General features: G+C 47.9%; 15 protein-coding genes, 2 tRNA genes and 3 rRNA genes. 7 read left to right on the forward strand and 13 right to left on the reverse strand.

What is annotated here, in order from left to right:
- Positions 1 to 11 precede the first annotated feature (11 nt).
- Positions 12 to 1,235, forward strand: coding sequence for a uroporphyrinogen-III C-methyltransferase (locus D3795_RS08375; RefSeq protein ID WP_156267857.1), 1,224 nt, complete (start codon positions 12 to 14; stop codon positions 1,233 to 1,235).
- Between the two features lie 4 nt (positions 1,236 to 1,239).
- The gene (locus D3795_RS08380; protein WP_156267859.1) at positions 1,240 to 2,394 is read left to right on the forward strand and encodes a heme biosynthesis HemY N-terminal domain-containing protein; all 1,155 of its coding nucleotides are present in this window, start codon (positions 1,240 to 1,242) and stop codon (positions 2,392 to 2,394) included.
- Between the two features lie 25 nt (positions 2,395 to 2,419).
- Here the strand turns inward: D3795_RS08380 and D3795_RS08385 are convergent, their stop codons facing one another.
- The 7 genes from D3795_RS08385 to D3795_RS08415 all read right to left on the reverse strand — a co-directional run bounded on the left by D3795_RS08385 (position 2,420) and on the right by D3795_RS08415 (position 9,143).
- Positions 2,420 to 2,995, reverse strand: a complete 576-nt coding sequence (locus D3795_RS08385) for a YceI family protein (RefSeq protein ID WP_156267861.1) — start codon at positions 2,993 to 2,995, stop codon at positions 2,420 to 2,422.
- A 37-nt stretch (positions 2,996 to 3,032) separates the two neighbouring features.
- A complete protein-coding gene (locus tag D3795_RS08390; RefSeq protein WP_156267863.1) occupies positions 3,033 to 3,593 on the reverse strand; it encodes a cytochrome b in 561 nt (186 codons plus the stop codon).
- A gap of 287 nt (positions 3,594 to 3,880) precedes the next feature.
- Positions 3,881 to 3,995: ribosomal RNA gene (gene rrf, locus D3795_RS08395) — 5S ribosomal RNA — on the reverse strand.
- 132 nt (positions 3,996 to 4,127) lie between these two features.
- Positions 4,128 to 7,009 (reverse strand): 23S ribosomal RNA (locus D3795_RS08400).
- Between the two features lie 209 nt (positions 7,010 to 7,218).
- Positions 7,219 to 7,294 (reverse strand) — tRNA-Ala (locus D3795_RS08405).
- Between the two features lie 158 nt (positions 7,295 to 7,452).
- Positions 7,453 to 7,529 (reverse strand) — tRNA-Ile (locus tag D3795_RS08410).
- Positions 7,530 to 7,599: 70 nt separating this feature from the next.
- A 16S ribosomal RNA gene (locus tag D3795_RS08415) occupies positions 7,600 to 9,143 on the reverse strand.
- The 16S, 23S and 5S rRNA genes sit together here with 2 tRNA genes alongside, the layout of an rRNA operon.
- A 513-nt stretch (positions 9,144 to 9,656) precedes the next feature.
- On the opposite strand from D3795_RS08415, the gene D3795_RS08420 reads away from it, so the two are divergent.
- Positions 9,657 to 10,205 (forward strand): gamma carbonic anhydrase family protein, encoded by a 549-nt coding sequence (locus D3795_RS08420; protein WP_156267865.1) that lies wholly within the window; start codon positions 9,657 to 9,659, stop codon positions 10,203 to 10,205.
- 5 nt (positions 10,206 to 10,210) lie between these two features.
- Here the strand turns inward: D3795_RS08420 and D3795_RS08425 are convergent, their stop codons facing one another.
- From D3795_RS08425 to imuA, 3 genes are read right to left on the reverse strand one after another with little or no spacing between them, the layout of a single operon-like run.
- Positions 10,211 to 13,351 carry an error-prone DNA polymerase gene (locus tag D3795_RS08425; RefSeq protein ID WP_156267867.1) on the reverse strand — a complete coding sequence of 1,047 codons (3,141 nt, stop codon included), beginning with the start codon at positions 13,349 to 13,351 and terminating at the stop codon, positions 10,211 to 10,213.
- On the reverse strand, positions 13,335 to 14,753 hold the full coding sequence (locus D3795_RS08430; protein ID WP_156267869.1) for a Y-family DNA polymerase: 1,419 nt from the start codon (positions 14,751 to 14,753) through the stop codon (positions 13,335 to 13,337). The genes D3795_RS08425 and D3795_RS08430 overlap by 17 nt, the downstream gene beginning before the upstream one ends.
- Positions 14,750 to 15,394, reverse strand: coding sequence for a translesion DNA synthesis-associated protein ImuA (imuA, locus tag D3795_RS08435; protein WP_156267871.1), 645 nt, complete (start codon positions 15,392 to 15,394; stop codon positions 14,750 to 14,752). The genes D3795_RS08430 and imuA overlap by 4 nt, the downstream gene beginning before the upstream one ends.
- 140 nt (positions 15,395 to 15,534) lie before the next feature.
- Between imuA and D3795_RS08440 the strand changes: the two genes are divergently transcribed.
- The gene (locus D3795_RS08440; protein WP_156267873.1) at positions 15,535 to 16,437 is read left to right on the forward strand and encodes an acyltransferase; all 903 of its coding nucleotides are present in this window, start codon (positions 15,535 to 15,537) and stop codon (positions 16,435 to 16,437) included.
- A gap of 19 nt (positions 16,438 to 16,456) precedes the next feature.
- Here the strand turns inward: D3795_RS08440 and D3795_RS08445 are convergent, their stop codons facing one another.
- The 3 genes from D3795_RS08445 to ccoG are packed head-to-tail and all read right to left on the reverse strand — an operon-like array spanning position 16,457 to position 19,501.
- Positions 16,457 to 17,056, reverse strand: coding sequence for a thiol:disulfide interchange protein DsbA/DsbL (locus D3795_RS08445; protein ID WP_156267875.1), 600 nt, complete (start codon positions 17,054 to 17,056; stop codon positions 16,457 to 16,459).
- Positions 17,057 to 17,094: 38 nt separating this feature from the next.
- Positions 17,095 to 18,093 carry a serine/threonine protein kinase gene (locus D3795_RS08450; RefSeq protein WP_156267877.1) on the reverse strand — a complete coding sequence of 333 codons (999 nt, stop codon included), beginning with the start codon at positions 18,091 to 18,093 and terminating at the stop codon, positions 17,095 to 17,097.
- Positions 18,086 to 19,501: a cytochrome c oxidase accessory protein CcoG gene (ccoG, locus tag D3795_RS08455; protein WP_156267879.1), complete on the reverse strand. Its 1,416-nt coding sequence runs from the start codon at positions 19,499 to 19,501 to the stop codon at positions 18,086 to 18,088. The genes D3795_RS08450 and ccoG overlap by 8 nt, the downstream gene beginning before the upstream one ends.
- Positions 19,502 to 19,695: 194 nt before the next feature.
- On the opposite strand from ccoG, the gene D3795_RS08460 reads away from it, so the two are divergent.
- The 3 genes from D3795_RS08460 (at position 19,696) to D3795_RS08470 (ending at position 24,015) form a co-directional block, all read left to right on the forward strand.
- The gene (locus tag D3795_RS08460) at positions 19,696 to 22,176 is read left to right on the forward strand and encodes a S8 family peptidase (protein WP_156267881.1); all 2,481 of its coding nucleotides are present in this window, start codon (positions 19,696 to 19,698) and stop codon (positions 22,174 to 22,176) included.
- A 134-nt stretch (positions 22,177 to 22,310) separates the two neighbouring features.
- Positions 22,311 to 23,156 carry a DUF6689 family protein gene (locus D3795_RS08465; RefSeq protein ID WP_156267883.1) on the forward strand — a complete coding sequence of 282 codons (846 nt, stop codon included), beginning with the start codon at positions 22,311 to 22,313 and terminating at the stop codon, positions 23,154 to 23,156.
- A 10-nt stretch (positions 23,157 to 23,166) separates the two neighbouring features.
- Positions 23,167 to 24,015 (forward strand): FHA domain-containing protein, encoded by an 849-nt coding sequence (locus tag D3795_RS08470; RefSeq protein ID WP_156267885.1) that lies wholly within the window; start codon positions 23,167 to 23,169, stop codon positions 24,013 to 24,015.
- Positions 24,016 to 24,055 lie beyond the last annotated feature (40 nt).

Consider the following 24,055-nt stretch of genomic DNA (forward strand, 5'->3'; position numbering starts at 1 on the left):
AAGGAACGTCCATGAGTGAGTCGAAAAAGCAAAAGCCTGCAACTGATGAGCAAGCCAAAGCGCCTGCACCAAAGCAGCCAGCAACCGAAGCCGCGCCGCCAAAGACTGAGGCGCCAACGGTGAAAGCCACTCCGAAGGTGACTGCCAGCACGACTGAAAGTACTACAAAGAAAAGTTCCGAAAAGGCACCGAAACGAAACTCTGGGGTCATTGCCTGGATCATCGTGGTGCTACTTACTGCGCTCATTATAGTTGCACTGTGGTTTGGCTATACGCGCATTTGGCCAATGCATCAGCAACAAATTACTTCAATGGCACAACAGCAAGAAGCTTCAGCAGCAACCATTGAGCAACTACAAGGACGTTTAGATAACCTCGAACAAGCGGTTAGTGCGACGGTTCGCTCATCTGTTGAGAGCTTAGAGCAACGCGTCGATTCACAGTTAGGCCGACAGCAACAAATCATTAATGATTACCAATTGGCGGTGCAATCGGTACAAGCTGAGCTTGCAAATCTCGATATTTCGCAGGAATCAAACTGGCGCATTTATGAAGCTCGCAACTTAGCTGAACGTGCATCCACTAAGCTTTGGATTGAACAAGATGCGAACGCCGCATTGGCATTTTTGCGGTTAGCTGAATCACACATTATTGCGCTTGATAACCCAGCACACATGCAAGCACGTCAAGCGTTGGCGAATGATATCGCGTTACTTGAACAACTGCCTGAAAGCCAAATTGACGCCGTGAGTTTGAAGCTCGGAACGTTGCGTGATCAAGTGGCTCGTAGTCAATGGTACCAGCAAGTCGCCATGTCGAGTGACGAAGCAATCACTGCCGCAGACGACAGTTGGCTAAGTAACCTTAAGCGTAGCGTTAACACCTTATTGCAACAGTTTGTGCGCGTACAACGCCGTGACACACCGGTTGAACCGATGATTGCTGATGCATACTTCGATGTTTTGCAACAACGCTTATTATTGCAACTTCAGCTTGGTCAACAAGCCGCCATGAAAGGCTCTCAAGCGGTTTATGAAGCCAATATAAATGAAGCGATAACGTTGCTGACTAGCCTCCAAGGGCAAGTCAACGACGCCGACTTAAGTCGTTTCATTGACGAACTACAAGCGCTGAAAGGGGTTCAGCTGCAACCCGACTTTCCGGCGGCCTTAAATTCTACGACGCAGCTTGAGCGTCTCGCGAATCAAATCGCTCAAACTAACCAAGGAGGTTAAGTCGATGAAAACTGCCTTGGTTGTTATTGTCCTGTTCATTGCCGGCCTGTTATTGGGCCCGTTGTGGTCGGGTAACACCGGTTATGTGTTGATTTCGGTCGGTTCCTATACAGTCGAAACGAGCGTGGTCGCCGCACTCATTCTATTAATCATTGCAGTCATTATTTTGCGCGCGGTTATCGCATTCATTGCACGGTTAATTCGCGGTACAAAATGGGGCGTTCGTTGGTTTGGTAATCGTCGCCAGCAAAAAGCCGAAGCGGCATTTCACGATGCATTAGTCAGTTTGAATCATGGTGACTACGCGGGAAGCTCACGCGCGGCAAATCGTGCCTGGCAATTACGCAAGCAACCAAATGATGCATTGTTAGCAGCTTACGCTGCACAGCAGGTTGGTGATGTGAAGCAAGCTCGCGAATGGCTGACTCATACCGACCAGAATGCTGAACTTGCTGTGGCTGAGATGATTTTTGCACTGCGCGAAAATCCTGAAAGCATCGAGAGCCGATTGACGCAATTACGTGCTCTTTTGAAAGACTATCCTCGTCACCCTGAATTATTACGCCAAGCGATTATCGGCTTTCGTCATCAGCATCGTTATCGTGATATCGCTGGGCTTTTGCCTGCTGCCGAACAACAGCAGCTGATTAGCGATACAGAATTTGAAGCGTTAATCGAAGAAACCTACTTTCATTTAATGCTTGAAGCAGGGCGTAGCAGTGCGAGTGCGTTACAAGATTATTGGCAAGCGCTAACGCGCGATCAACGCCGTAATAAAGCGATTCGTCGAGCCTATTTACGTGCCTTAAAAACATTTGACGCTACTGCTGCCGCGGATAAAGTTGCTGCACGTGCACTAAAACGCGGTGAGCTGGATATTGCTTATTTACTTGAGAAACAGTTACTCGTTGCTGGACCAGAGCTACGCGATATCGTTCAAGATGGCCTCAAGAAAAAACCTGACGATCCATTCTTATTACAAGCGATTGGTCAGATGGCATTACAAACGAAAGATTTTGCACTGGCTCAGCGTGCACTCCGCCGTGCAGCTGATTTAGCACCATCACAACGGGTACTATTTGATCTTGCCCAGACCTATGATGCACTTGGCGATACCGCCAATGCCCTGAAGTGTTACCGAGAAGGCTTGCGGGTTTAACCGCAAGCCTCTTGGCAATTCAAACTTACTGACGAATACCTTCAATCGATAAGAAGATTTCGACAGTTTCTGACGCTGGACCTAAATCATAATCCATACCGAATTCTGCTGGCGTTAACGTCACAGCACCTTCAAAACCACGGCGGAAGCCACCCCATGGGTCTTGACCTGCACCGATTTCTTTCACATCAATAGCGATTTCTTTCGTCGTGCCATGCAAAGTAAAGTTACCTGTGAGTACGCCGGTGCCATCGCCTTTCGGCGCGTAGCTGGTTGATACAAATTTCGCTTCTGGATACTCGCTAACATTAAAGAAGTCGCCGCTACGTAAGTGCTTGTCGCGCTCAGCGTGGTTACTGTCTAAGCTCGCAACATCAATGGTCACTTCAACCTTCGCTGCGCTTGGATTCGCTTCATCGTAGCTGAACGTCCCTTCGAAGTCGTTAAAACGGCCAAGCAACCAGCTATAACCTAAATGACTGATTTTAAACTGTACGAATGCGTGCGCACCTTCAGTATCAATCACATAATCAGCGGCATTGGCTTGGCTTGCGCCTAGTAGTGACGCTGAGATAACTGCGGCTAGTGCTAACTTTTTCATGATAAATCTCCTTGGGTAAAACGTTATTCGTTGTTGGTTAGTCGTTATTCGATTGGTTACGTTTGGCGACTAACATACGGGTCAAAGTTGAATCTTTATTTACAAAGTGGTGCTTTAGGGCCGCAAGCGCATGCCCAGCAGCAAGAATGACCAAGGCTAAAGCGGTATACCAATGCACTGCGCCGGCAATATCTTCTTGCTGCGGAATACTCGTGATTAGGGCCGGTATTTCAAACCAGTCAAACACCGAGATTCCACGGCCATCAGCAGTCGAGATCAAATAACCACTCACCATCGTTACCAACAACAGGGCATATATCAGTGCGTGTCCTACTCGTGCACCAACTTGGTCAAAGTGCGTACCTAATGGTTTCGGCGTTGCGTTAAAGAACTTCCACAGTAACCGGATGACGGTGAGTGCCAACAACGTGATACCAAACGACTTATGCCACCACGGGCCAAGTCGGTACCAGCTATCGTAATAACCAAGGGTCAACATCCAGTAACCCAGCGCAAAGAGGCCAATAACCATCAATGCGCTTAGCCAATGTATGACGATGGCAATCCATCCATAGGAATTTGTGGTGTTCTTCAGCATAAGTACGCCCTGTGTTTGTTCACATAAGCAGTGTAGCTGAGTTTAAAAAGGAAGATATGGGATAATTTAGAGGAATATATTCTAATTTTTCGAATGAAAAGCAAAGGCGAAGAGCGTTATTCGTTATTCGTTATTCGTTATTGGTTACTCGTTACTCGTTACTCGTTATTCGTTAGTCGAAAAAGCCCCCCCCCACGAATAACGAGTAACGAACAACCAATAACGCTTTTTGGGGTTCTTAAACGAAAAAACCCCGAGCGTTAGCTCGGGGTCTCGTCGTATTTGAAGCCTGGCAGTGTCCTACTCTCACATGGGGAAGCCCCACACTACCATCGGCGCTGAAGCGTTTCACTACTGAGTTCGGAATGGATCAGGTGGTTCCACTTCGCTATGGCCGCCAGGCAAAAACTGTTAAACAATATAAACGCGCTGATTGTTTCTTCAATACGGTAATGAACCACTCTACAGAGCCATTCTTTGGTAAAAGCTCGAACTTGTGCCTTGGCTCACAGCCATAAACACCTTCGGTGTTGTATGGTTAAGCCTCACGGGCAATTAGTACGGGTTAGCTCAACGCATTACTACGCTTCCACACCCCGCCTATCAACGTTGTAGTCTCCAACAACCCTTCAGGACAATTACATGTCAGTGAGAGCTTATCTTGAGGCTCGCTTCCCGCTTAGATGCTTTCAGCGGTTATCGATTCCGAACATAGCTACCGGGCAGTGCCACTGGCGTGACAACCCGAACACCAGAGGTTCGTTCACTCCGGTCCTCTCGTACTAGGAGCAACCCCTCTCAACTCTCAAACGCCCACGGCAGATAGGGACCGAACTGTCTCACGACGTTCTAAACCCAGCTCGCGTACCACTTTAAATGGCGAACAGCCATACCCTTGGGACCGACTACAGCCCCAGGATGTGATGAGCCGACATCGAGGTGCCAAACACCGCCGTCGATATGAACTCTTGGGCGGTATCAGCCTGTTATCCCCGGAGTACCTTTTATCCGTTGAGCGATGGCCCTTCCATTCAGAACCACCGGATCACTATGACCTGCTTTCGCACCTGCTCGACGTGTCTGTCTCGCAGTTAAGCTGGCTTGTGCCATTACACTAACCGTACGATGTCCGACCGTACTTAGCCAACCTTCGTGCTCCTCCGTTACTCTTTGGGAGGAGACCGCCCCAGTCAAACTACCCACCAGGCACTGTCCTCGATCCCGATAAGGGACCTAAGTTAGAACATCAAACATACAAGGGTGGTATTTCAAGGATGGCTCCACGTCAACTAGCGCCAACGCTTCATAGCCTCCCACCTATCCTACACATGGAGGTTCAATGTTCAGTGCCAAGCTGTAGTAAAGGTTCACGGGGTCTTTCCGTCTAGCCGCGGGTACACCGCATCTTCACGGCGATTTCAATTTCACTGAGTCTCGGGTGGAGACAGCGTGGCCATGGTTACACCATTCGTGCAGGTCGGAACTTACCCGACAAGGAATTTCGCTACCTTAGGACCGTTATAGTTACGGCCGCCGTTTACCGGGGCTTCGATCAAGAGCTTCGCTTACGCTAACCCCATCAATTAACCTTCCGGCACCGGGCAGGTGTCACACCCTATACGTCATCTTTCGATTTTGCAGAGTGCTGTGTTTTTAATAAACAGTCCCAGCCACCTGGTCACTGCGGCCAGCTCCAGCTCCCCCCGCAAGGGGTTCACTAGCTCTGGCGTACCTTCTCCCGAAGTTACGGTACTATTTTGCCTAGTTCCTTCACCCGAGTTCTCTCAAGCGCCTTAGTATTCTCTACCTGACCACCTGTGTCGGTTTCGGGTACGGTCAACATGTACCTGAAGCTTAGAGGCTTTTCCTGGAAGCAGGGCATCAACAACTTCGCATCCGTGGATGCTCGTCTCGTATCTCAGTCTTAGTCGCCCGGATTTTCCTAAGCAACCAACCTACATACTTTCACCGGGATAACCAACACCCGGCTTGCCTAGCCTTCTCCGTCCCCCCATCGCAGTACATGTCGGTTCAGGAATATTAACCTGATTCCCATCGACTACGCCTCTCGGCCTCGCCTTAGGGGCCGACTTACCCTACCCTGATTAGCATGGGATAGGAAACCTTGGTCTTCCGGCGTGGGGGTTTTTCACCCCCATTATCGTTACTCATGTCAGCATTCGCACTTCTGATACCTCCAGCATGCTTCTCAACACACCTTCAACGGCTTACAGAACGCTCCCCTACCCAGCAACATCGTTGCTGCCGCAGCTTCGGTGCATGGCTTAGCCCCGTTACATCTTCCGCGCAGGCCGACTCGACTAGTGAGCTATTACGCTTTCTTTAAAGGATGGCTGCTTCTAAGCCAACCTCCTAGCTGTCTGAGCCTTCCCACATCGTTTCCCACTTAGCCATGACTTTGGGACCTTAGCTGGCGGTCTGGGTTGTTTCCCTCTTCACGACGGACGTTAGCACCCGCCGTGTGTCTCCCGGATAGTACTCACTGGTATTCGGAGTTTGCATGGGGTTGGTAAGTCGGGATGACCCCCTAGCCCAAACAGTGCTCTACCCCCAGTGGTATTCGTCCGAGGCTCTACCTAAATAGATTTCGGGGAGAACCAGCTATCTCCGGGCTTGATTAGCCTTTCACTCCGATCCACAAGTCATCCCCATCTTTTTCAACAGATGTGGGTTCGGTCCTCCAATTGATGTTACTCAATCTTCAACCTGCTCATGGATAGATCGCCCGGTTTCGGGTCTATACCTTGCAACTCAAGCGCCCAGTTAAGACTCGGTTTCCCTACGGCTCCCCTATACGGTTAACCTTGCTACAAAATATAAGTCGCTGACCCATTATACAAAAGGTACGCAGTCACACCACGAAGGTGCTCCTACTGCTTGTACGTAGACGGTTTCAGGTTCTATTTCACTCCCCTCGCCGGGGTTCTTTTCGCCTTTCCCTCACGGTACTGGTTCACTATCGGTCAGTTGGGAGTATTTAGCCTTGGAGGATGGTCCCCCCATATTCAGTCAAGATAACACGTGTCCCGACCTACTCGTTTTCACATTCATCGCTTCGTCGTGTACGGGACTATCACCCTGTATCGTCAAGCTTTCCAGCTTGTTCCACTAAAACCATGATTGCTTAAGGGCTACTTCCCGTTCGCTCGCCGCTACTAGGGAAATCTCGGTTGATTTCTTTTCCTCCGGGTACTTAGATGTTTCAGTTCTCCGGGTTCGCTTCCTTAGGCTATGTATTCACCTAAGGATACTGAGCAAGCTCAGTGGGTTTCCCCATTCGGAAATCCATGACTATAACGGCTCTTACTGCCTCATCATGGCTTATCGCAAGTTAGTACGTCCTTCATCGCCTCCAACTGCCTAGGCATCCACCGTCTACGCTTAGTCACTTAACCATACAACCCGAAAATGTTTATTCGAATCGCATGGGCTGTTCTCTATGCTGTACACAAGTTCGATACGCCTCTACCAAAATGGTGTTTCAAGTAGAGTGGCATTTCATTACTTTATTACAATCAGCTTGTTCATATTGTTAAAGAGCGTCGTAACACAAAGTTACTGCTAAATCGTAGGATTTAGCGCTAACTTCGCAATGGATAGGAAGTGGTGGAGCCAAGCGGGATCGAACCGCTGACCTCCTGCGTGCAAGGCAGGCGCTCTCCCAGCTGAGCTATGGCCCCGTTTCGTTGTTCGTTATTGGTTATTCGTTGTTCGTCAAACAACAACCAAACCAAACACAACAAACCGATAAGACTAACTTCAAGGTTAGGCAAGGCGGGAAGGCACGAAGCATACATCAGTATGTGAGTGGCTTTCCAACGCAGCATAACCGCAGAAGTGGTGGGTCTGAGTAGACTTGAACTACCGACCTCACCCTTATCAGGGGTGCGCTCTAACCAGCTGAGCTACAGACCCAGTTTCTATCCGTTACTTCTACCAAACCAGGCAATCTGTGTGAGCACTTAACTTCTTCAAGGCTTTTTCATAAGGAGGTGATCCAGCCGCAGGTTCCCCTACGGCTACCTTGTTACGACTTCACCCCAGTCATGAACCACACCGTGGTAAACGCCCTCCCGAAGGTTAAGCTATCTACTTCTGGTGCAGCCCACTCCCATGGTGTGACGGGCGGTGTGTACAAGGCCCGGGAACGTATTCACCGTGGCATTCTGATCCACGATTACTAGCGATTCCGACTTCATGGAGTCGAGTTGCAGACTCCAATCCGGACTACGACGCGCTTTTTGAGATCCGCACACTCTCGCGAGTTAGCTTCCCATTGTACGCGCCATTGTAGCACGTGTGTAGCCCATCCCGTAAGGGCCATGATGACTTGACGTCGTCCCCACCTTCCTCCGGTTTATCACCGGCAGTCTCCCCAGAGTTCCCACCTTTACGTGCTGGCAACTAAGGATAAGGGTTGCGCTCGTTGCGGGACTTAACCCAACATCTCACAACACGAGCTGACGACAGCCATGCAGCACCTGTCTCAGTGTTCCCGAAGGCACTAATCTATCTCTAGAAAATTCACTGGATGTCAAGGGATGGTAAGGTTCTTCGCGTTGCATCGAATTAAACCACATGCTCCACCGCTTGTGCGGGCCCCCGTCAATTCATTTGAGTTTTAACCTTGCGGCCGTACTCCCCAGGCGGTCAACTTAGTGCGTTAGCTGCGTTACTCACATCGTTTATGACACGAACAACTAGTTGACATCGTTTACGGCGTGGACTACCAGGGTATCTAATCCTGTTTGCTCCCCACGCTTTCGTACCTCAGCGTCAGTTTCTGACCAGGTGGCCGCCTTCGCCACCGGTATTCCTTCCTATATCTACGCATTTCACCGCTACACAGGAAATTCTACCACCCTCTTCAGAACTCGAGCCTGCCAGTTCAAAATGCCATTCCCAGGTTGAGCCCGGGGCTTTCACATCTTGCTTAACAAGCCGCCTACGTACGCTTTACGCCCAGTAATTCCGATTAACGCTTGCACCCTCCGTATTACCGCGGCTGCTGGCACGGAGTTAGCCGGTGCTTCTTCTGTGGCTAACGTCAATATGCAAGAGTATTAATCTTACATCCTTCCTCACCACTGAAAGTGCTTTACAACCCGAAGGCCTTCTTCACACACGCGGCATGGCTGCATCAGGGTTTCCCCCATTGTGCAATATTCCCCACTGCTGCCTCCCGTAGGAGTCTGGGCCGTGTCTCAGTCCCAGTGTGGCTGATCATCCTCTCAGAACAGCTAGAGATCGTCGCCTTGGTGGGCCTTTACCCCACCAACTAGCTAATCTCACTTGGGCCTATCTCTAGGTGCAAGGTCCGAAGAGCCCCTGCTTTGGTCCGTAGACATTATGCGGTATTAGCCACAGTTTCCCGTGGTTATCCCCCTCCTAAAGGCAAGTTCCCAAGCATTACTCACCCGTCCGCCGCTCGCCGGCAAAGTAGCAAGCTACTCCCCGCTGCCGCTCGACTTGCATGTGTTAGGCCTGCCGCCAGCGTTCAATCTGAGCCATGATCAAACTCTTCAGTTTAAAGTGTTTAATCGACCCATTGAATCAATGACTTAATAAATCTTAATTTGTTAAGCACTTTTCCAATCAGTCAGGTGTATCCGAAGATACTTTTTTGCATCCGAAGATGCTTTCTCTGCCTGAATCCGGTAAGTGCCCACACAGTTTGCTTGGCTTGGTATATTGTTAAAGAACGTTTCGCTGCGTTGAGCGAGGCTGCGCATTCTACAGCCTTGGCGTTTTGTGTCAAGCCTTTCGGCGAAATTTTTTCTGACTCAAAACATCTGCTTTTGGCGACTTCGTTGTCTGCCTCAAGCGTGGGGCGCATTTTAGAGATTTAACTGGCCGCGTCAAGCGCCTTTTTGACATTTTTATGTGTTTTTTTGCCAACTGCCGATTTTATGAACGAAGCGATTCAAAAAGCGACGTAATTTGCTTGATTCGCCAGCAGTGGCGGTTTCTGCTAGTCTTTAAGGTATGATTTAGTAAGATCAAAAATATAACATTTTGGCTGAGTTTTAGAGGTAATAGAGCATGAATGGCGATATTCGTAGTTATCGCGGTATTGAACCGCAGTTCGGTGAACATGTTTATATAGATAGTAGTACGGTAATTGTTGGTGATGTGCACATTGGTGAACATAGTAGCGTGTGGCCATTGGTATCTGCTCGTGGCGACGTGAATAAGATTCGGATTGGTGCGCGTACCAACGTACAGGATAACTGTGTACTACATGTTAGTCGTACCAGTGAAAACAATCCGCAAGGACATCCATTAATTATTGGCGATGATGTGACCGTAGGCCATCACGTGATGTTGCACGGCTGTGAAATAGGTAACCGTGTTCTTATTGGTATGTCGGCGGTAATCATGGATGGTGCGGTTGTTGAGGATGATGTGATTATTGGCGCAGGCAGTTTGGTGCCACCAGGTAAGACATTAAAGAGTGGTCATTTATATGTTGGCAGCCCAGTTAAAGAAGCACGGCCACTAACAGAAGAAGAATTAAAATTCTTACCGCAGTCCGCCGCCAACTATGTGATCTTAAAAGAAGACTATTTGCTGCACGTAACCGCTATATAGAACCATTAGTGGAAATCACGCGAGCGGTTAGCCGATACCCCAAGTTGTGCTAACTGCTCTGTGCCATCCTCTAAATGCGCAGCGATAACATGAATCACCTCCCCATGAATCTCAACAATACCTTTCACTTTTAATAGTTGAGCCGTGAGATAGGCTTGGCGAAAATCGCGCGCGGTTTTTTGCCAGATAACAATATTAATCAAACCAGATTCATCTTCGAGCGTGACGAAAGTGACCCCCGATGCGGTACCCGGACGCTGCCGGCAAGTGACTAACCCAGCAACACGCACAAGCTGTTTATGCCGACATTGCGCCAGTTCACTCGCTAATTTATAACCTTTAAGTTGCTGTTGCTCACGTAGCAACGCCAGCGGGTGGCGACGCAATGAAACCCCAGTGCTTCGATAGTCAACCGCGATGTCTTGAAACTCAGCTGGTGGTAGTAGGTTGGTGGCAGGCTCAGCGAGTTGGTCTATAAATAGGGGTAATTGCTCAGCCTGCAAGGCCAAGCTTTGCCATTGGCTTTGGTAACGATGCCCAGCTAATGACCCTAACACATCAGCAGTTGCTAATTTATGTAAGTCGGGGCCGCTAAGGCCCAAATCACGTAACTGCTGTAACGACTGAAAACCTTGCGCGGGACGCTTTGCCAGTAAAGCGTCGATACGTGATTGCGAAAGACCTTTAATCAATCGTAGCCCCAAACGCAGTTGCATGCCTAAAGCGCCAGCTTCAAGTTGATGATGCCAGGTACTCTGTTGAATGTCGGCAGGGAGCACTGTGATGTGATGCCGCCGCGCATCCTGAATCAACTGATTCGCTGAATAGAATCCCATCGGAAGGCTATTGAGTAAGGCACAATAGAATGCCACGGGGTAATAGTACTTCAGCCATGCCGAAGCGTAAGCTAAGTTAGCAAAACTGGCCGAATGCGACTCTGGAAAGCCATACTCGCCAAAACCACATATTTGCTGAAAAATCCGCTGCGCGAATTCTTCACTATAACCACGCTCACGCATGCCTTTAATTAATTTGCTTTCAAACTGGCGCAGCTCACCTGAGCTTTTCCAGTTCGCCATAGCACGGCGTAGTTGATCGGCCTCGCCACCACTGAATCCGGCGGCCACCATGGCGAGCTTGATCACTTGTTCTTGGAAAATTGGCACCCCTAAGGTGCGCTCTAATACTTGTTTGACTGCCTCGCTTGGAAAGGTGATGGGCTCAAGACCAGCACGTCGGCGTAAATACGGATGAACCATGTCACCTTGAATGGGGCCAGGCCGGACAATGGCTATTTGCACCACCAAGTCATAAAACGTCTGCGGCCGGAGGCGGGGCAGCATATTCATTTGCGCCCGCGACTCAATTTGGAACACACCAATGGAATCGGCGCGTTGTAACATCTGATACACCTTGGCATCTTCTTGGGGAATATCTGCCAGACCAAGCTCGCGCTGATGATGTTGTTGAATCAATTGCAGCATTTTGCGAATAGCTGTCAGCATGCCGAGTGCCAGCACATCGACTTTTATGAGCCGTAATGTTTCTAAATCATCTTTGTCCCACTGAATGACTGTGCGCTCTGGCATACTCGCATTTTCTACTGGCACTAAATCGGATAGCTCTGTGGAAGCAATCACAAAGCCACCAACATGCTGAGATAGATGCCGAGGGAAACCTAGTATCGCGTCTGTCAGCGTCAATAAACAATGCCCACGATGAGTTTTGCCAAGCCCAGGTACTTTCTCTAATAACTGTTGTTGCCAGCTACTGTGTTGGTCGCGACGATCGATCTGACGTAAGTAATGGCGTAATTCTTGCTCATGGAAGCCCAACGCTTTGCCAACATCAGGCAATGCACTGCGTAAGCGGTAACGAATGACCGTTGCGGCTAGGGCTGCTCGGTGCCGTCCGTATTTTTGATAAATATACTGAATGACTTCTTCACGACGTTCATGTTCAAAATCGACATCGATATCGGGCGGCTCATCCCGTTCTGCTGATATAAAGCGCTCGAATAAAACATCAATTTGATCGGGGTTTACTGCCGTTATTTGTAAGCAGTAACAGACGACTGAATTCGCTGCAGAGCCTCGCCCTTGGTACAAAATGCCGCGTTGCTGAGCAAATTGAACTAAATCATGAATGGTGAGAAAGAAATACTCGTATCCCAACTGAGCTATCAGTTGCAGCTCTTTTTCGAGCTTTGCTTTAACATCATCGCGTAACCCTTGCGGAAAACGCTGTTGGGCACCAACGTAGGTAAGGTCACGCAAATGCTCACTGGCGGTTTTGTCCTCTGGAACCAATTCGGCTGGGTATTCATAACGTAATTCGCTTAAACAAAAGCAGCATTGCTTGGCGATCACAATACTTTGCGCCAACCAGTCGGCTGTATAACATTGTTGCAGTTGCTCAGGCGTACGTAAGCAGTAATCTTGATTCGGTTTTAGCTGCGCCACTTGTGTCTCTAATGGCTGGCGGCGGCGAATGGCGACTAGCACATCGTGTAGCGATTGCCGTTGCGGCTCGTGATAGCACACTTCACATACAGCAGCGACGGGAATAACCAGCTCGGCACTTAGCTGCTGATAATGGCGATAACGCTGCGCATCATCTGCTTGATAGTGGCGGCTATAAGCGAGCCAAAAGTAATTACCGAATGCTTGTTTTAATTGCTCTGCAGTCGATTTGATCAACGCACTGTCAGACTCTTCAAAGCTCTCTTTGAACAGCGGTCGCCATAACAGCGAGCAATGGGTTAGTGCCTTGGTGAAATCATCAAGGAAAACTTGATAACTGCCTTTCTTACTGCGGTTTCGCGCCGTTGTGATGAGTTGGCATAGTTGCGCATAACCTTGGCGATTACGCACCAACACAATCAGTGTGCCAATATTTTCTAGGTAAAATTCACTGCCAATAATCAGTCGTAGTGGTTGTTCGCGCGCAGCAACATAAGCGCGCACCACCCCTGCTACAGAGCATTCATCGGTAATGGCTAGGGCCTGATAACCACAATCTACCGCGCGCTGTACCAACTCGTGCGGATGTGACCCACCGCGTAAAAAACTAAAATTACTTAAACAATGCAGGGCAGCAGGGCGTTGATCAACGGCAACTGCCTCTGAATTAACTGAACCAGCCATGCAAAAACCAACCTTTGTCGTTCTGGTAAATCCAACCTTGGCGCTGCCACTTATCCAACGCAATGTAATAGTCGCGGGTAACGGTATCAGCACTCCACCAACCACTCACGATTCGCTCTGGCCCCCATTGCAATTGCCACTGCTGCCGCTCAATGGGTTGCGCTTCGGGTAACAGCCAATAAGGGCGCCGTAACGATAGAGTTGCGGTGGCTGGTTTGGCTTGCCACGGCTTAAGACCGCCTTGATACTCCGGTCGCCAATCATCATGCACGTGCAAACTTTGTACCTTAGATTCGCCTAAACGTGCCTGCAACCGACTCACTAAAGCACTTAATGAATCAGTCTGTGTTTGCGGTGCGGCAAACATGGTTTGTTCTCGAGCTTGGCGTGGTTCGGGACGTTGTACTCGAACGCTTAGCGCTAATACCGGCTGTTTGAGTTTTTGTCGCTCTAAGTGCAATTGGCTTAAGCTGAGCAAGTCGCGCTGTTGCCACACCGCATGGGCAAATTGAATCGGGACTTGGGTTGCTGGTCCGTTGCGGTGATGAGCACGAATCACTAACCCCCGAGTACTCCACTGATGAATTTCTAAGAAGCTTTCAACCTGTTGTAACAAGCGCTTTAATGGAAACAAAAGCTGGGTCCAGCTATGTACCTCGGTATTCAGCTCAACCTGCTGATCAAACCGATCGGGGGGATGATAAAAATGCTGAGGCAGCGACAATTCACCAGCAAGTTCGGCAACATATGTCGTCATGGCACGACCAAATCGTACACCAAGCTCAGCTTTTGGTAGCTGCAACACCGCACCAAGGGTCAGTAATCCGACATCTCGAAGTTTGTCGATTTGTACTGGTGGTAAACCGCTATATTCAATAGGTAATTTGTTAATCGCCGCCTTCACATCTTCAGCTTCGGCACTGAGTACGGCAGACCCCGAAGCGGCCAATAACTTTGCCGATAGCGGACTGTAGCCACTACTTAAGACATAGCGCAGTGGCCATTGCTGTAAGCGTGCTTGCATGCGTGCGACCACCCCAGCAAAGCCTTGATGTAGCCGCAATAAACTTTGCACTTCAAACAACAGACCTTGCGGCGGATACAACACAATTTGCGCCATATCTTGATATAACACCTGAGCGAGCTGCGTCAGCATGGTGCTTTCACGTTTGGCGTTATAGTCATGCAACTTAAGTTCTGGCACCAAGGTGCTAGCTAGCACCTCCGCCATGCCCACTTCAACACCTTGTTGTAGTGCGGCGGAATTGGCTTGCACCACACTCCGCCGTGCCGCGTGGTTTTGTGTTAACGCGCGCGGTACGGCACTGAGTTCTGGTGGCTGCAATGCCAACTGATAATCCAGCAACAGGTGTGGAAAATGAAGATATAACCAAGCGTTCATAAAGCACGACGACGCCTCGGTAAACGAGAATCAACACCACAAGGGAACGCAGGCAATGGCCAACCGAAACGGCGCTTCAAGATGCGAACTGATAAACTATCGGCACGTTCAAGCTGAAGCCGAGTAACATAAGCACGCGCTTCTTCTTGTTGTTGCCAAGGGGTGATCACAAATGCCAATTTCTGGTGTGCTTCTGCCGCTTGTTGTAAACGTCGCACTGCCGTTGCACTTAAGCTCGTATGCCAAATTAAAACCGTATCTATCGCATTGCTTTGCAAAGCTTGCTCAGCAGCCCATAGCGCCAGCTTCTCATCTGGCTCCTGCACCACCACCTGCTGGTGCAACTCAAGATGTTGATAGCTTAGCCCTGGCGCATAAGGTTGAGCCGGCGGGTTGACCCATAGCGCCGTCGTTTGAGGTTGCGCTAATAAAGGCAACAACAGCGCCAACTCACCAATAAAAGGTTGCTGCACTTGTAATTCATTCACACTGCCTTGTAGCCAACCGCCACCTAAGCGGGTATCGAGTTCAGCCCAACCACTGCTTAAAAACTGTTGCTCGGCTTTGTGCGCAGGAACTTCTTGGCCTTGCCAGAGCCAACCTTTTTGCACTAATGCTTCAACTTGTGCGGGATACGCCATTGCTCACCTCGGCAAAACAGCCACAAAATACTGTATAAATATACAGTACACTTTAGAGCCTTTTTCCGAAGCTGGCAAGTATTTCGCAAATGGGTATCATAGGCGCATAACTATCATGACAAGCACAATTTGGCGCAAACATGCTGACAACGTTACTGATTCCGTTTCGATTATTAATTAATTTTACTTTTGCTTTGGTTTCCACCGCAGTGATTGGTGCCATTATTATTTTGGTGGGATTACCAAAGTTATTATTACCAATACCTGCTGTGCAGCGTGTGTTGTCTACTTGGGCCAATGCCGTTTTTCGCTTATGGGGTTATGCCATGTCGGTACTATTTCGACTCACGCAACCCATGCGCTGGCATATTGATGGTGACAGCCAACTGCATCGTGACCGTTGGTATATGATCATGGCGAATCATCGTAGCTGGGTCGATATTCTGGTACTGATGCACTTAGCTTGTCGCAACATGCCAATGCCGCGGTTTTTCTTAAAACAACAGTTGATTTGGGTTCCGATTGTTGGCCTCGGGTGCTGGACATTAGACATGCCGTTCATGAAGCGTTATTCACGCGAGCAAATAGCTAAAAACCCAAAGCTACAAGGTAAAGACATTGAAACCACTCGCAAGAAATGCCAGAAGTTTCGCCATATTCCTACTACGGTAATTAACTTTTGCGAAGGCACCCGCTTTACCCCTGAGAAGCATGCAAAACGAAATAGCTCGTTTCAACACTTGTTGCCTCCTAAAGCAGGCGGCACGGCATTTGCATTGCAGATTATGGGCAATCAATTTGATGCCATATTAGATATTACGATTGTTTATCCTGATGATAAAAAGCCGGCCGTATGGCAGTTACTGAGCGGTCAGCTACGTGATGTGTATGTAAATGTGGAAACGTTGCCTGTCACCGAAGATTTAATTGGTGACTATTTTGCAGATGAAGCGTTCAAAACGCACTTTCAAGATTGGATGAATAAGCGTTGGCTGCGCAAAGATGAAATTATCAACCGCGTACGAGCGGAATTTTTCAACTAAGCACAGCCTGCTTTCAAACTTATTGCTTTTCGAGTAAGTATCCAGCCGCTTTCACGAAATCAGTCATGAAATCTTTGCTGTCACGGAAGCCTTCCGTTTTAAGGCGATATTTACCATTCACAATAAAGGTTGGCGTCGCGTTCACGTTATAGGCACGCATATCGCGGTCCATATCGTTCACTTGCTTCTCAACCAACGGATGCTTCATGGCTTTCTCAAACTTGTCTTTGCTAATGCCATTCACATGGAAGATAGCCTGTAGCTGCTCTTCTGTGGTGATTTGCTGCTTTTGCGCGTGAATACGCTCATAAAACGCTTGGCTAATTGCTTCTTCTTTCTTGAACAGCTTCGCTGCCGCAAAACCACGCGCCATCAGCTCAAGGGTTGGATGAGAAACAATGTGTGACTTTTCAAAAGCCTGTGGATAGGCTTCTTTCATTGCCGCTGCAATTGGTTCAAAACGGTAGCAGTGAATGCAGTAAAACGAGAAGAATTCTTTAATCTCTGGCTTCGCTGTCCCTTGCTCTGCAATCACTTCATAGTGAACGTCTTCTTTAAATTCTTGTGCACTTAGCGGCAACATCATGAAAGCGACAACAACTAACAACAACTTTTTCATGGGCAGAACGTCCTACGGTTTGTTTGTTACGAATAAAATTAATATTGCGGCTGCAATTGAATCGGTGGTTCTTGCAACGCCGCAAATTGTTCTTTTAGTGTCAGCACCTGTTGTTCCCAGTAACGTTGCTCTGCAAACCATGGGAACGCTCGTTGAAATGCGCTATCACCCCAACGGCGGGCCAACCACGCCATGTAGTGTATGATTCGAAAACTACGCAAGGGTTCAATTAATTGCGTTTCTTTATTATCGAAATCGCAGAACTCTTGGTAGCCCTCAAGCAATACATCTAGCTGCAAGGTGCGTTCGGCTCTATCGTCTCCCGCTAACATCATCCATAAGTCTTGAATGGCGGGGCCGGTACGCGCATCGTCGAAATCAACGAACATCAGTTGCTCATCACGCAACAACATATTGCCCAAATGACAGTCACCATGCAAACGTTGTTGCGTAAAGGCGCTCAAATCAACCTGTTTGAGATGGTTTGCTAAGGGCTCAGCGATCGCAAAAAAGGCGTCATGGAGATTATTCGGCAACAGCGACGACGTACTTAAAGTAGCCAAAGCCTCAGTAACATATTCGTGATAAGATACATTAGGGCGCGTTGCGAACTGACGTTGCTTCGCCACTGCATGCAAGCGGCCAATTTGTCGCCCGATACGCTCTAATTGATCGAGATCACCAGGCTCAACGGCTCGCCCACCAACACTCGGGAATACCGCAAACCGATATCCTTCGTAGTGGTGCAATGTAGCACCAGCAAGCTTTAACGGAGCGACGGCAGGTACTTCTTCATCAAGCAATTCTTGCGTGAACTGATGCTCTTCAAGAATTTGCGCATCGGTCCACCGCGCCGGGCGATAAAACTTGGCAACGTAACGACGATTGTCATCCGCTATGAATTGATAAACGCGGTTTTCATAGCTATTGAGCGCTAATAACCCAGACTGAGGATCAACCCCGACATCCGCAAGCGCATCAGCAATGCGCTCGGGGGTTAGATTATGAAAGCTAAAATCGTCGTGATGATCACTCATAGAGGAATCGACTAACATGCTGTTCGCTCACATCACCGGCTTCATTAGTCACCGTAAAGGTGACATCTTGTACGCGCTCAGTCACATCATCAGGATGAACCGCTAAGGTAATTGGTAGTGTTGCGACCTCGCCGCCGCCTACTGTAACGGTGTCATCGCCAATTAATTTGCTACGCTCAAACCCTTGCGCAGTAATTTTATACGTTTGAGTTTGCTGTGACTTATTCAGAATTTTTAATGTAAACACGTTTTGCACCCAGCCATCCATATTGATGCTGTAGAGCTGATTGCGATCGCGCAATACGTCGACTTGCAGAGGTACACGGGTGGAGATATCCCAAACCAGAAGACCGGTCATGACCACCATGACAATAAAGTACCCAACAGCTTTAAAGCGAAGCTTGTGGGTGCGGCCACCTTGTAAGTTACGTTCGGTAGTGAAACGAATTAATCCTCGTGGATAATTCATTTTATCCATGACGTCGTTACAGGCATCGACACAGGCGCCGCAGTTGATGCACTCATATTGCAGACCATTGCGAATATCAATACCCGTTGGGCACACCTGCACACACATATAACAATCAATGCAGTCGCCTAAGCCCAATTCTTTCGGATCTTTTTTGCGTGAGCGACCACCACGTGGCTCACCACGATTTGGGTCATACGAAACGGTCACGGTGTCTTTATCAAACATCGCCGATTGGAACCGTGCGTACGGACACATGTGCGTGCACATAATTTCGCGCATCCAGCCGGCATTTCCATAGGTACAAAAAGCGAAGAAAACGACCGAAAAAGTTGCCCAAAAACCGGCATCGAGAGTCCAAATTTGCGTGAATAACGTACGGACATCCATGAAGTAACCGACGAATATCATCGCGGTTAGCATCGAAACGATCACCCATGAGGTATGTTTCGCTGCTTTACGCCAGAATTTATCGAAATCCCAAGGGCGTTTATCGAGCGACATACGCTGATTACGTGTGCCTTCAAACTTCTTTTCAAACCACATAAAAATGAACGTCCATGTGGTTTGCGGACACATAAAGCCGCACCAGACGCGCCCATAGAGCGTTGTGACGAAAAATAAAGCGAAGGCAGAAACAATGAATATCCAAGCAAGAATGGTGAAATCTTGTGGCCACATGGTGAGGCCAAAAATACGAAAGCGCTGTTCAGCAATATCGAGCAAAATGGCCTGCTCGCCATTCCATTGCAACCATGGTAAAGCGGCAAACACGAACAATAAAATGAAACCGAAACTACGGCGGAACCATTCCAGCGTACCTTTTACATCGCGCACATAAATACGGTTACGTGGCGAATAATCGTTACTGCGTTTATCTGGATCTGGACGATGAATTTTTACTTTATCGGCCGCCTGCACTTCGATTTTTTGTTCCATAGCCATACCACGCTCTCAGCCATTTTCTAACGATTCATTGATTATACGCTTAATTCGCTCAAAAATTCACTGCGCGGGCGCAACCTTTGCCGAATAGAACCCCGAAAAAAATTAGGGGATCACCCCTATATATTCTGTTGTGTTCTCGGAGCATTCTCGAAAAAGTTTAAAAATTCAGCAACGAGGATACAACAATGAAAAAATTCACGCTCTCTACTATCGCTGCATTAACACTTGCTGCGGCGCCTAGCCACGCAATCGCCAATACTGTTATTGGTGAACAATTACAGGCTAAACTTCCAACTTTGTCAGCATCTGAAAGTCTTACCGTGGTAGTTACCTATGACCAACTCGAACCTGTTTCGGAATCGCAAATACAGCAACTTTTGAATCTAGGAATCACCGAAGGCGTTCAATTTTCTTCTTTGCCAATTATCGGAGTTGTCGCAACTAGCGCTCAAATCGAGCAGCTTAAATCGCTACCTAACGTCCGCTCTATTTGGCTAAACCGCCAACTTGAATACTTTAATGCAGACGCACGAAAAATCACCGGTGTCGAACAGTTACAATCTGCCGATTTTATTAGCCGAAATGGCACATCGTTTACTGGGAATGGTATCACTATCATGGTTAACGACTCCGGTATTGACGCCTCTCATCAAGACCTTCTGTTCGGCGACAAAGTCATTGAAAACGTACAAGCGCTTACTCATGCGCAAGCAATAAGCTTGGTCGCTCCAACCGATGGTTTTGTAATTGAAGGTCAAATCAATACCGACCTGAATGTGGGGCATGGAACCCATTGCGCCGGCACCATCGCTGGAACCGGCGTTATGTCTGACGGTAAATATTTAGGCGCAGCACCAGAAGCTGACTTGATTGGTTATGGTTCTGGTGCTGGTTTATCAATTCTTGATGCCGTAGGCGGTTACGATTACGCCATTAACAATGTTTATGCTTTTAATTCGCCGATTCGCATCATGAGTAACTCTTGGGGTTCAAGCGGTAAGTTTAGCCCAGATAGCCCTGTAAGTATTGCTTCCTATAAAGCATATAAGCTCGGTATTTTATCAGTCTTTGCAGCCGGCAATTCGGGCCCAGGTGAAGACAGCCATAACCCATATGCTCAAATTCCATGGGGAATTTCTGTGGGTGCCGGTGACAAATTTGGTCAACTCGCTGGCTTTTCATCACGCGGCTTGAAAAGCGAAACAGGCACGTTTGCAATGCCAGATAACACAACTTGGACCTACAACAATGAAATTACCGTGGTTGCGCCTGGCGTAAACATCATCTCAACACGCGCCAGCACCAATTTAGTCTCCAATGGTGGCGAAGCTGACCTCGACGCAATTGAAACAGAATATGTTCCGTTTTACACAATGATTTCGGGTACCTCAATGGCAACGCCTCACGTTGCCGGCATCGTTGCCCTAATGATGGAAGCTAACCCGAACCTCTCTCTATTGGAAATTAAGCGTTTGCTACAAGAAACTGCAACCAATATGCCAGGCTATGAAAAATGGGAAGTAGGCGGTGGCTACGTCAATGCGAAATCAGCTGTTGCCGCTGCGCTAGGTTTCGATATGGAGCATGTCGCGAGTGTAAACAATCTAAACAGCTTCAATGCGAATGCCGTGTTAAAAACAAGCGATCGCCTTGAAAACTTTGAAGTACTCTATGCGCCAGCTGGCGAACCTGAAACCTATAGTTTCGAAGTAGGCGAAAACGTAGCATGGGTTAAAGCCAGTGCTGAAACCCTAGCAAATACAACCAAGCTAGTACTTGTTGCCCCAGATGGCACTGAATATTTTGGCAACTTAACCTTACCCGTTCTTGAAACTGGCATGCGTGTTGCTGCTCCGGGTCAACCAGGTACATGGCAAGTGTATGTTTATGGCTTAACGTCGCTATCTGGGGTTGATCCTGATCCGCTTGATGTTACAAACGGCCCTGGTATTCCAGAAGTTATTGCCGGCACCATTTCTTTCGAGTTAAGTGGTGGCTACGAAGGCGTTGATGATATCGCTGGTCATCCGCAACAAAACGCTATCGAGTTTGCCGTTTCTGAGCGCTTAATTGATGGCTTTAGTAACGGAAAATTCCGTCCCGATGATGCTCTGCTGCGTAAGGACTTGGCTCAGTATCTTGTCATGGGTGGCGCAATTCGCCAGTACCGCGATTTACTAAATGAACCTCAGCCTGCATTGGCGAATGTGCCAAGTGACGCTAAAGTATTTGCGGAATCTGTATCGGTAACAGGTAGTGCGTTGAAAGATAATGCGCAATCACAAGCGCCTGTCATGCGCTCAAATAATGGGAACTTTGATCCAAAAGGTAAAGTTAACAAACTTGATCTTGCCTATTCTTTAGTACAAGCGCTTGGTTTAGAAAGTGAAGCTTTAGCTTTCGATCCGAATCAAGACATTGTCGTGGATTACAAAGGTGAAATGATTGTTTTGGCTGACCAAGATTTAATCCCAGCCCATTTGAAAGGCTATGTGCAGGCGGCAATTCGTTACTCGCTGTTGAACGTTCGCTTCTCAATTGAGCAAGACGCATTCGCTCTCGAACCATCATTACGTGCTCACTTTGTGCCTGATTCAACGATTACGAGAGCGCACTATGCTCTCACTGCTAGTCGCTTGTATAGCAACTACTACCAAGCAAATTAAGTGGGTTAAATAACACAAAGGGTTACCCTAGGTAGCCCTTTTATTCTTAGAAAAGCGTGACAAACATCAAAGTTCTGGGTAAATTTTAACCGAAAAGATGTAACAAAATGTAACAGAACACCGAGGAATTAATCATGTACGCTAGCAAAACCTTATTGAAAGTTGCGGTCTTGTGGTTAGGTTTTAGCCTATCTAGCTACAGTAGCTCAGCTGCGGCTGTCGATCTTCCGCTGACCATAAATGCTCAACAAAATAATCTCTCTGCTAACGTTGAGTTAAGCCCCCTTGTCAGCTTCGACCTATCCGTGCAATTTGAAAATACAGTTGGGCTAACGCCACAGAACCTTTTGGTCGAAGCCAGTTTAATCAATCTCGCTGATCCCGATATTTTACATCGGTTACCAGACAGCTTGTTAACAACAGTACCTCAAGCCTTCCCGGTACTCATCTCAGTTCGCCCAGATTCGACAAAGGGTTTTTCATTTAGTGGCGCTTACACAATTGAGTTGTACACTAAGTCGTTGCACTACACCGAAGGTACGCCGCTACGTTTATTTCACTCGCATCAAAATGGTACCTTTGAAGATATTACTACCATGACAGGTTCAGGAAGTTATCGGGTTCGCGGCAATGGTGGCCAATTCTCAGATTTTATCATCTTAGCCGACTTACGAGACGCCAATACAATAATTCAGTCAAAACTGACTCGCTTGGAAAGCATTGCGAATGAAAGCCAATCACAACTCTCGGTTGGCGCATATCAAGCTCTGGTAGACGCTATAAATACTGTGAGTGTTGCAATTAACGCGGATAACAAAGGGCAAGCCCTAGCTGCTGTTGAAAATTTAATTCATTTGTTGGAAGCAGATAATGGCACTCTTTATCCTGACGTATGGCGCTCAAGCAACGATTTGAATAACGTTCGCGGCAATTTAATCTCCGCCGCAACAACGCTCCGCTTTAGTTTACGTATTGAGTAACAGGTAAACGATGAAAGCAATATTTGATGTCGTATTCCAACACCGCTTCGCGCAACGCTTCGATTTGCACGAACACAGGGCATACGTGATAGGGCGTAGCTCAGAATGCGACATTCAAATTGATCACCCAACGCTTTCACGGCAACATGCTTTACTTTTTTGTAGTGAAGGCGTTTGGTATCTGCGTGATTTAAATAGCACCAACGGTCTATTTATTGATGCGCAGCGTGTTGAAGAAAAATGTCTTCAACATTCTTCCATTTGTCGATTAGGTGATGTGACTTGTATGTTTGTACCACATCACAACCAATCGCAAAAAATTGTCATCAATCATGCTCAGTGGTGTGGGCGACAGCTTGCTCAAATGCGCGAGTCTTGGCAACATTCAACCTCGCTACAAGAGGTTGTTTCCGCCTCGCAGAATACCATTGCGCAAGTTCTCCAAAGCGATCGAACCGCCTTAATACTCCTCAATGACTCCTACGTCGTGCCGCCCTTCGATGGCTCAACGACGCTAGTTCAACAAGCAATTGAAAGTGGCCAACCTTGCGTTGTTCATAATGCGCTGACACATCAGCAGTTACAGCACCGTGAAAGTGTTAAGCGGCAACAGATTAAAGCAGCGTTAGCGGTACCTATCGCTTTAGGAAATAAAATTATTGCGGTGTTATATGCCGACAGTCTGAAACAAGCGCATTATTTTAATGAGCATCAAATTTTTATATTGCAGCGCTTCACTCAACTCATCGCAATGCAACTAACGCTATGTCAGCTCAATGATTACTTAAAACTTGCCCAGCAAAAGATGACGACCGCTCGAGAACTAGCCAATAACGTGCGAACTTTGGGGAATCTGTGATAACTTAATCTCTAAGCTTCTGTAACGAGATAGTTCTCAC

This window comes from Pseudidiomarina andamanensis (assembly GCF_009734345.1).
Classification (GTDB): domain Bacteria; phylum Pseudomonadota; class Gammaproteobacteria; order Enterobacterales; family Alteromonadaceae; genus Pseudidiomarina; species Pseudidiomarina andamanensis.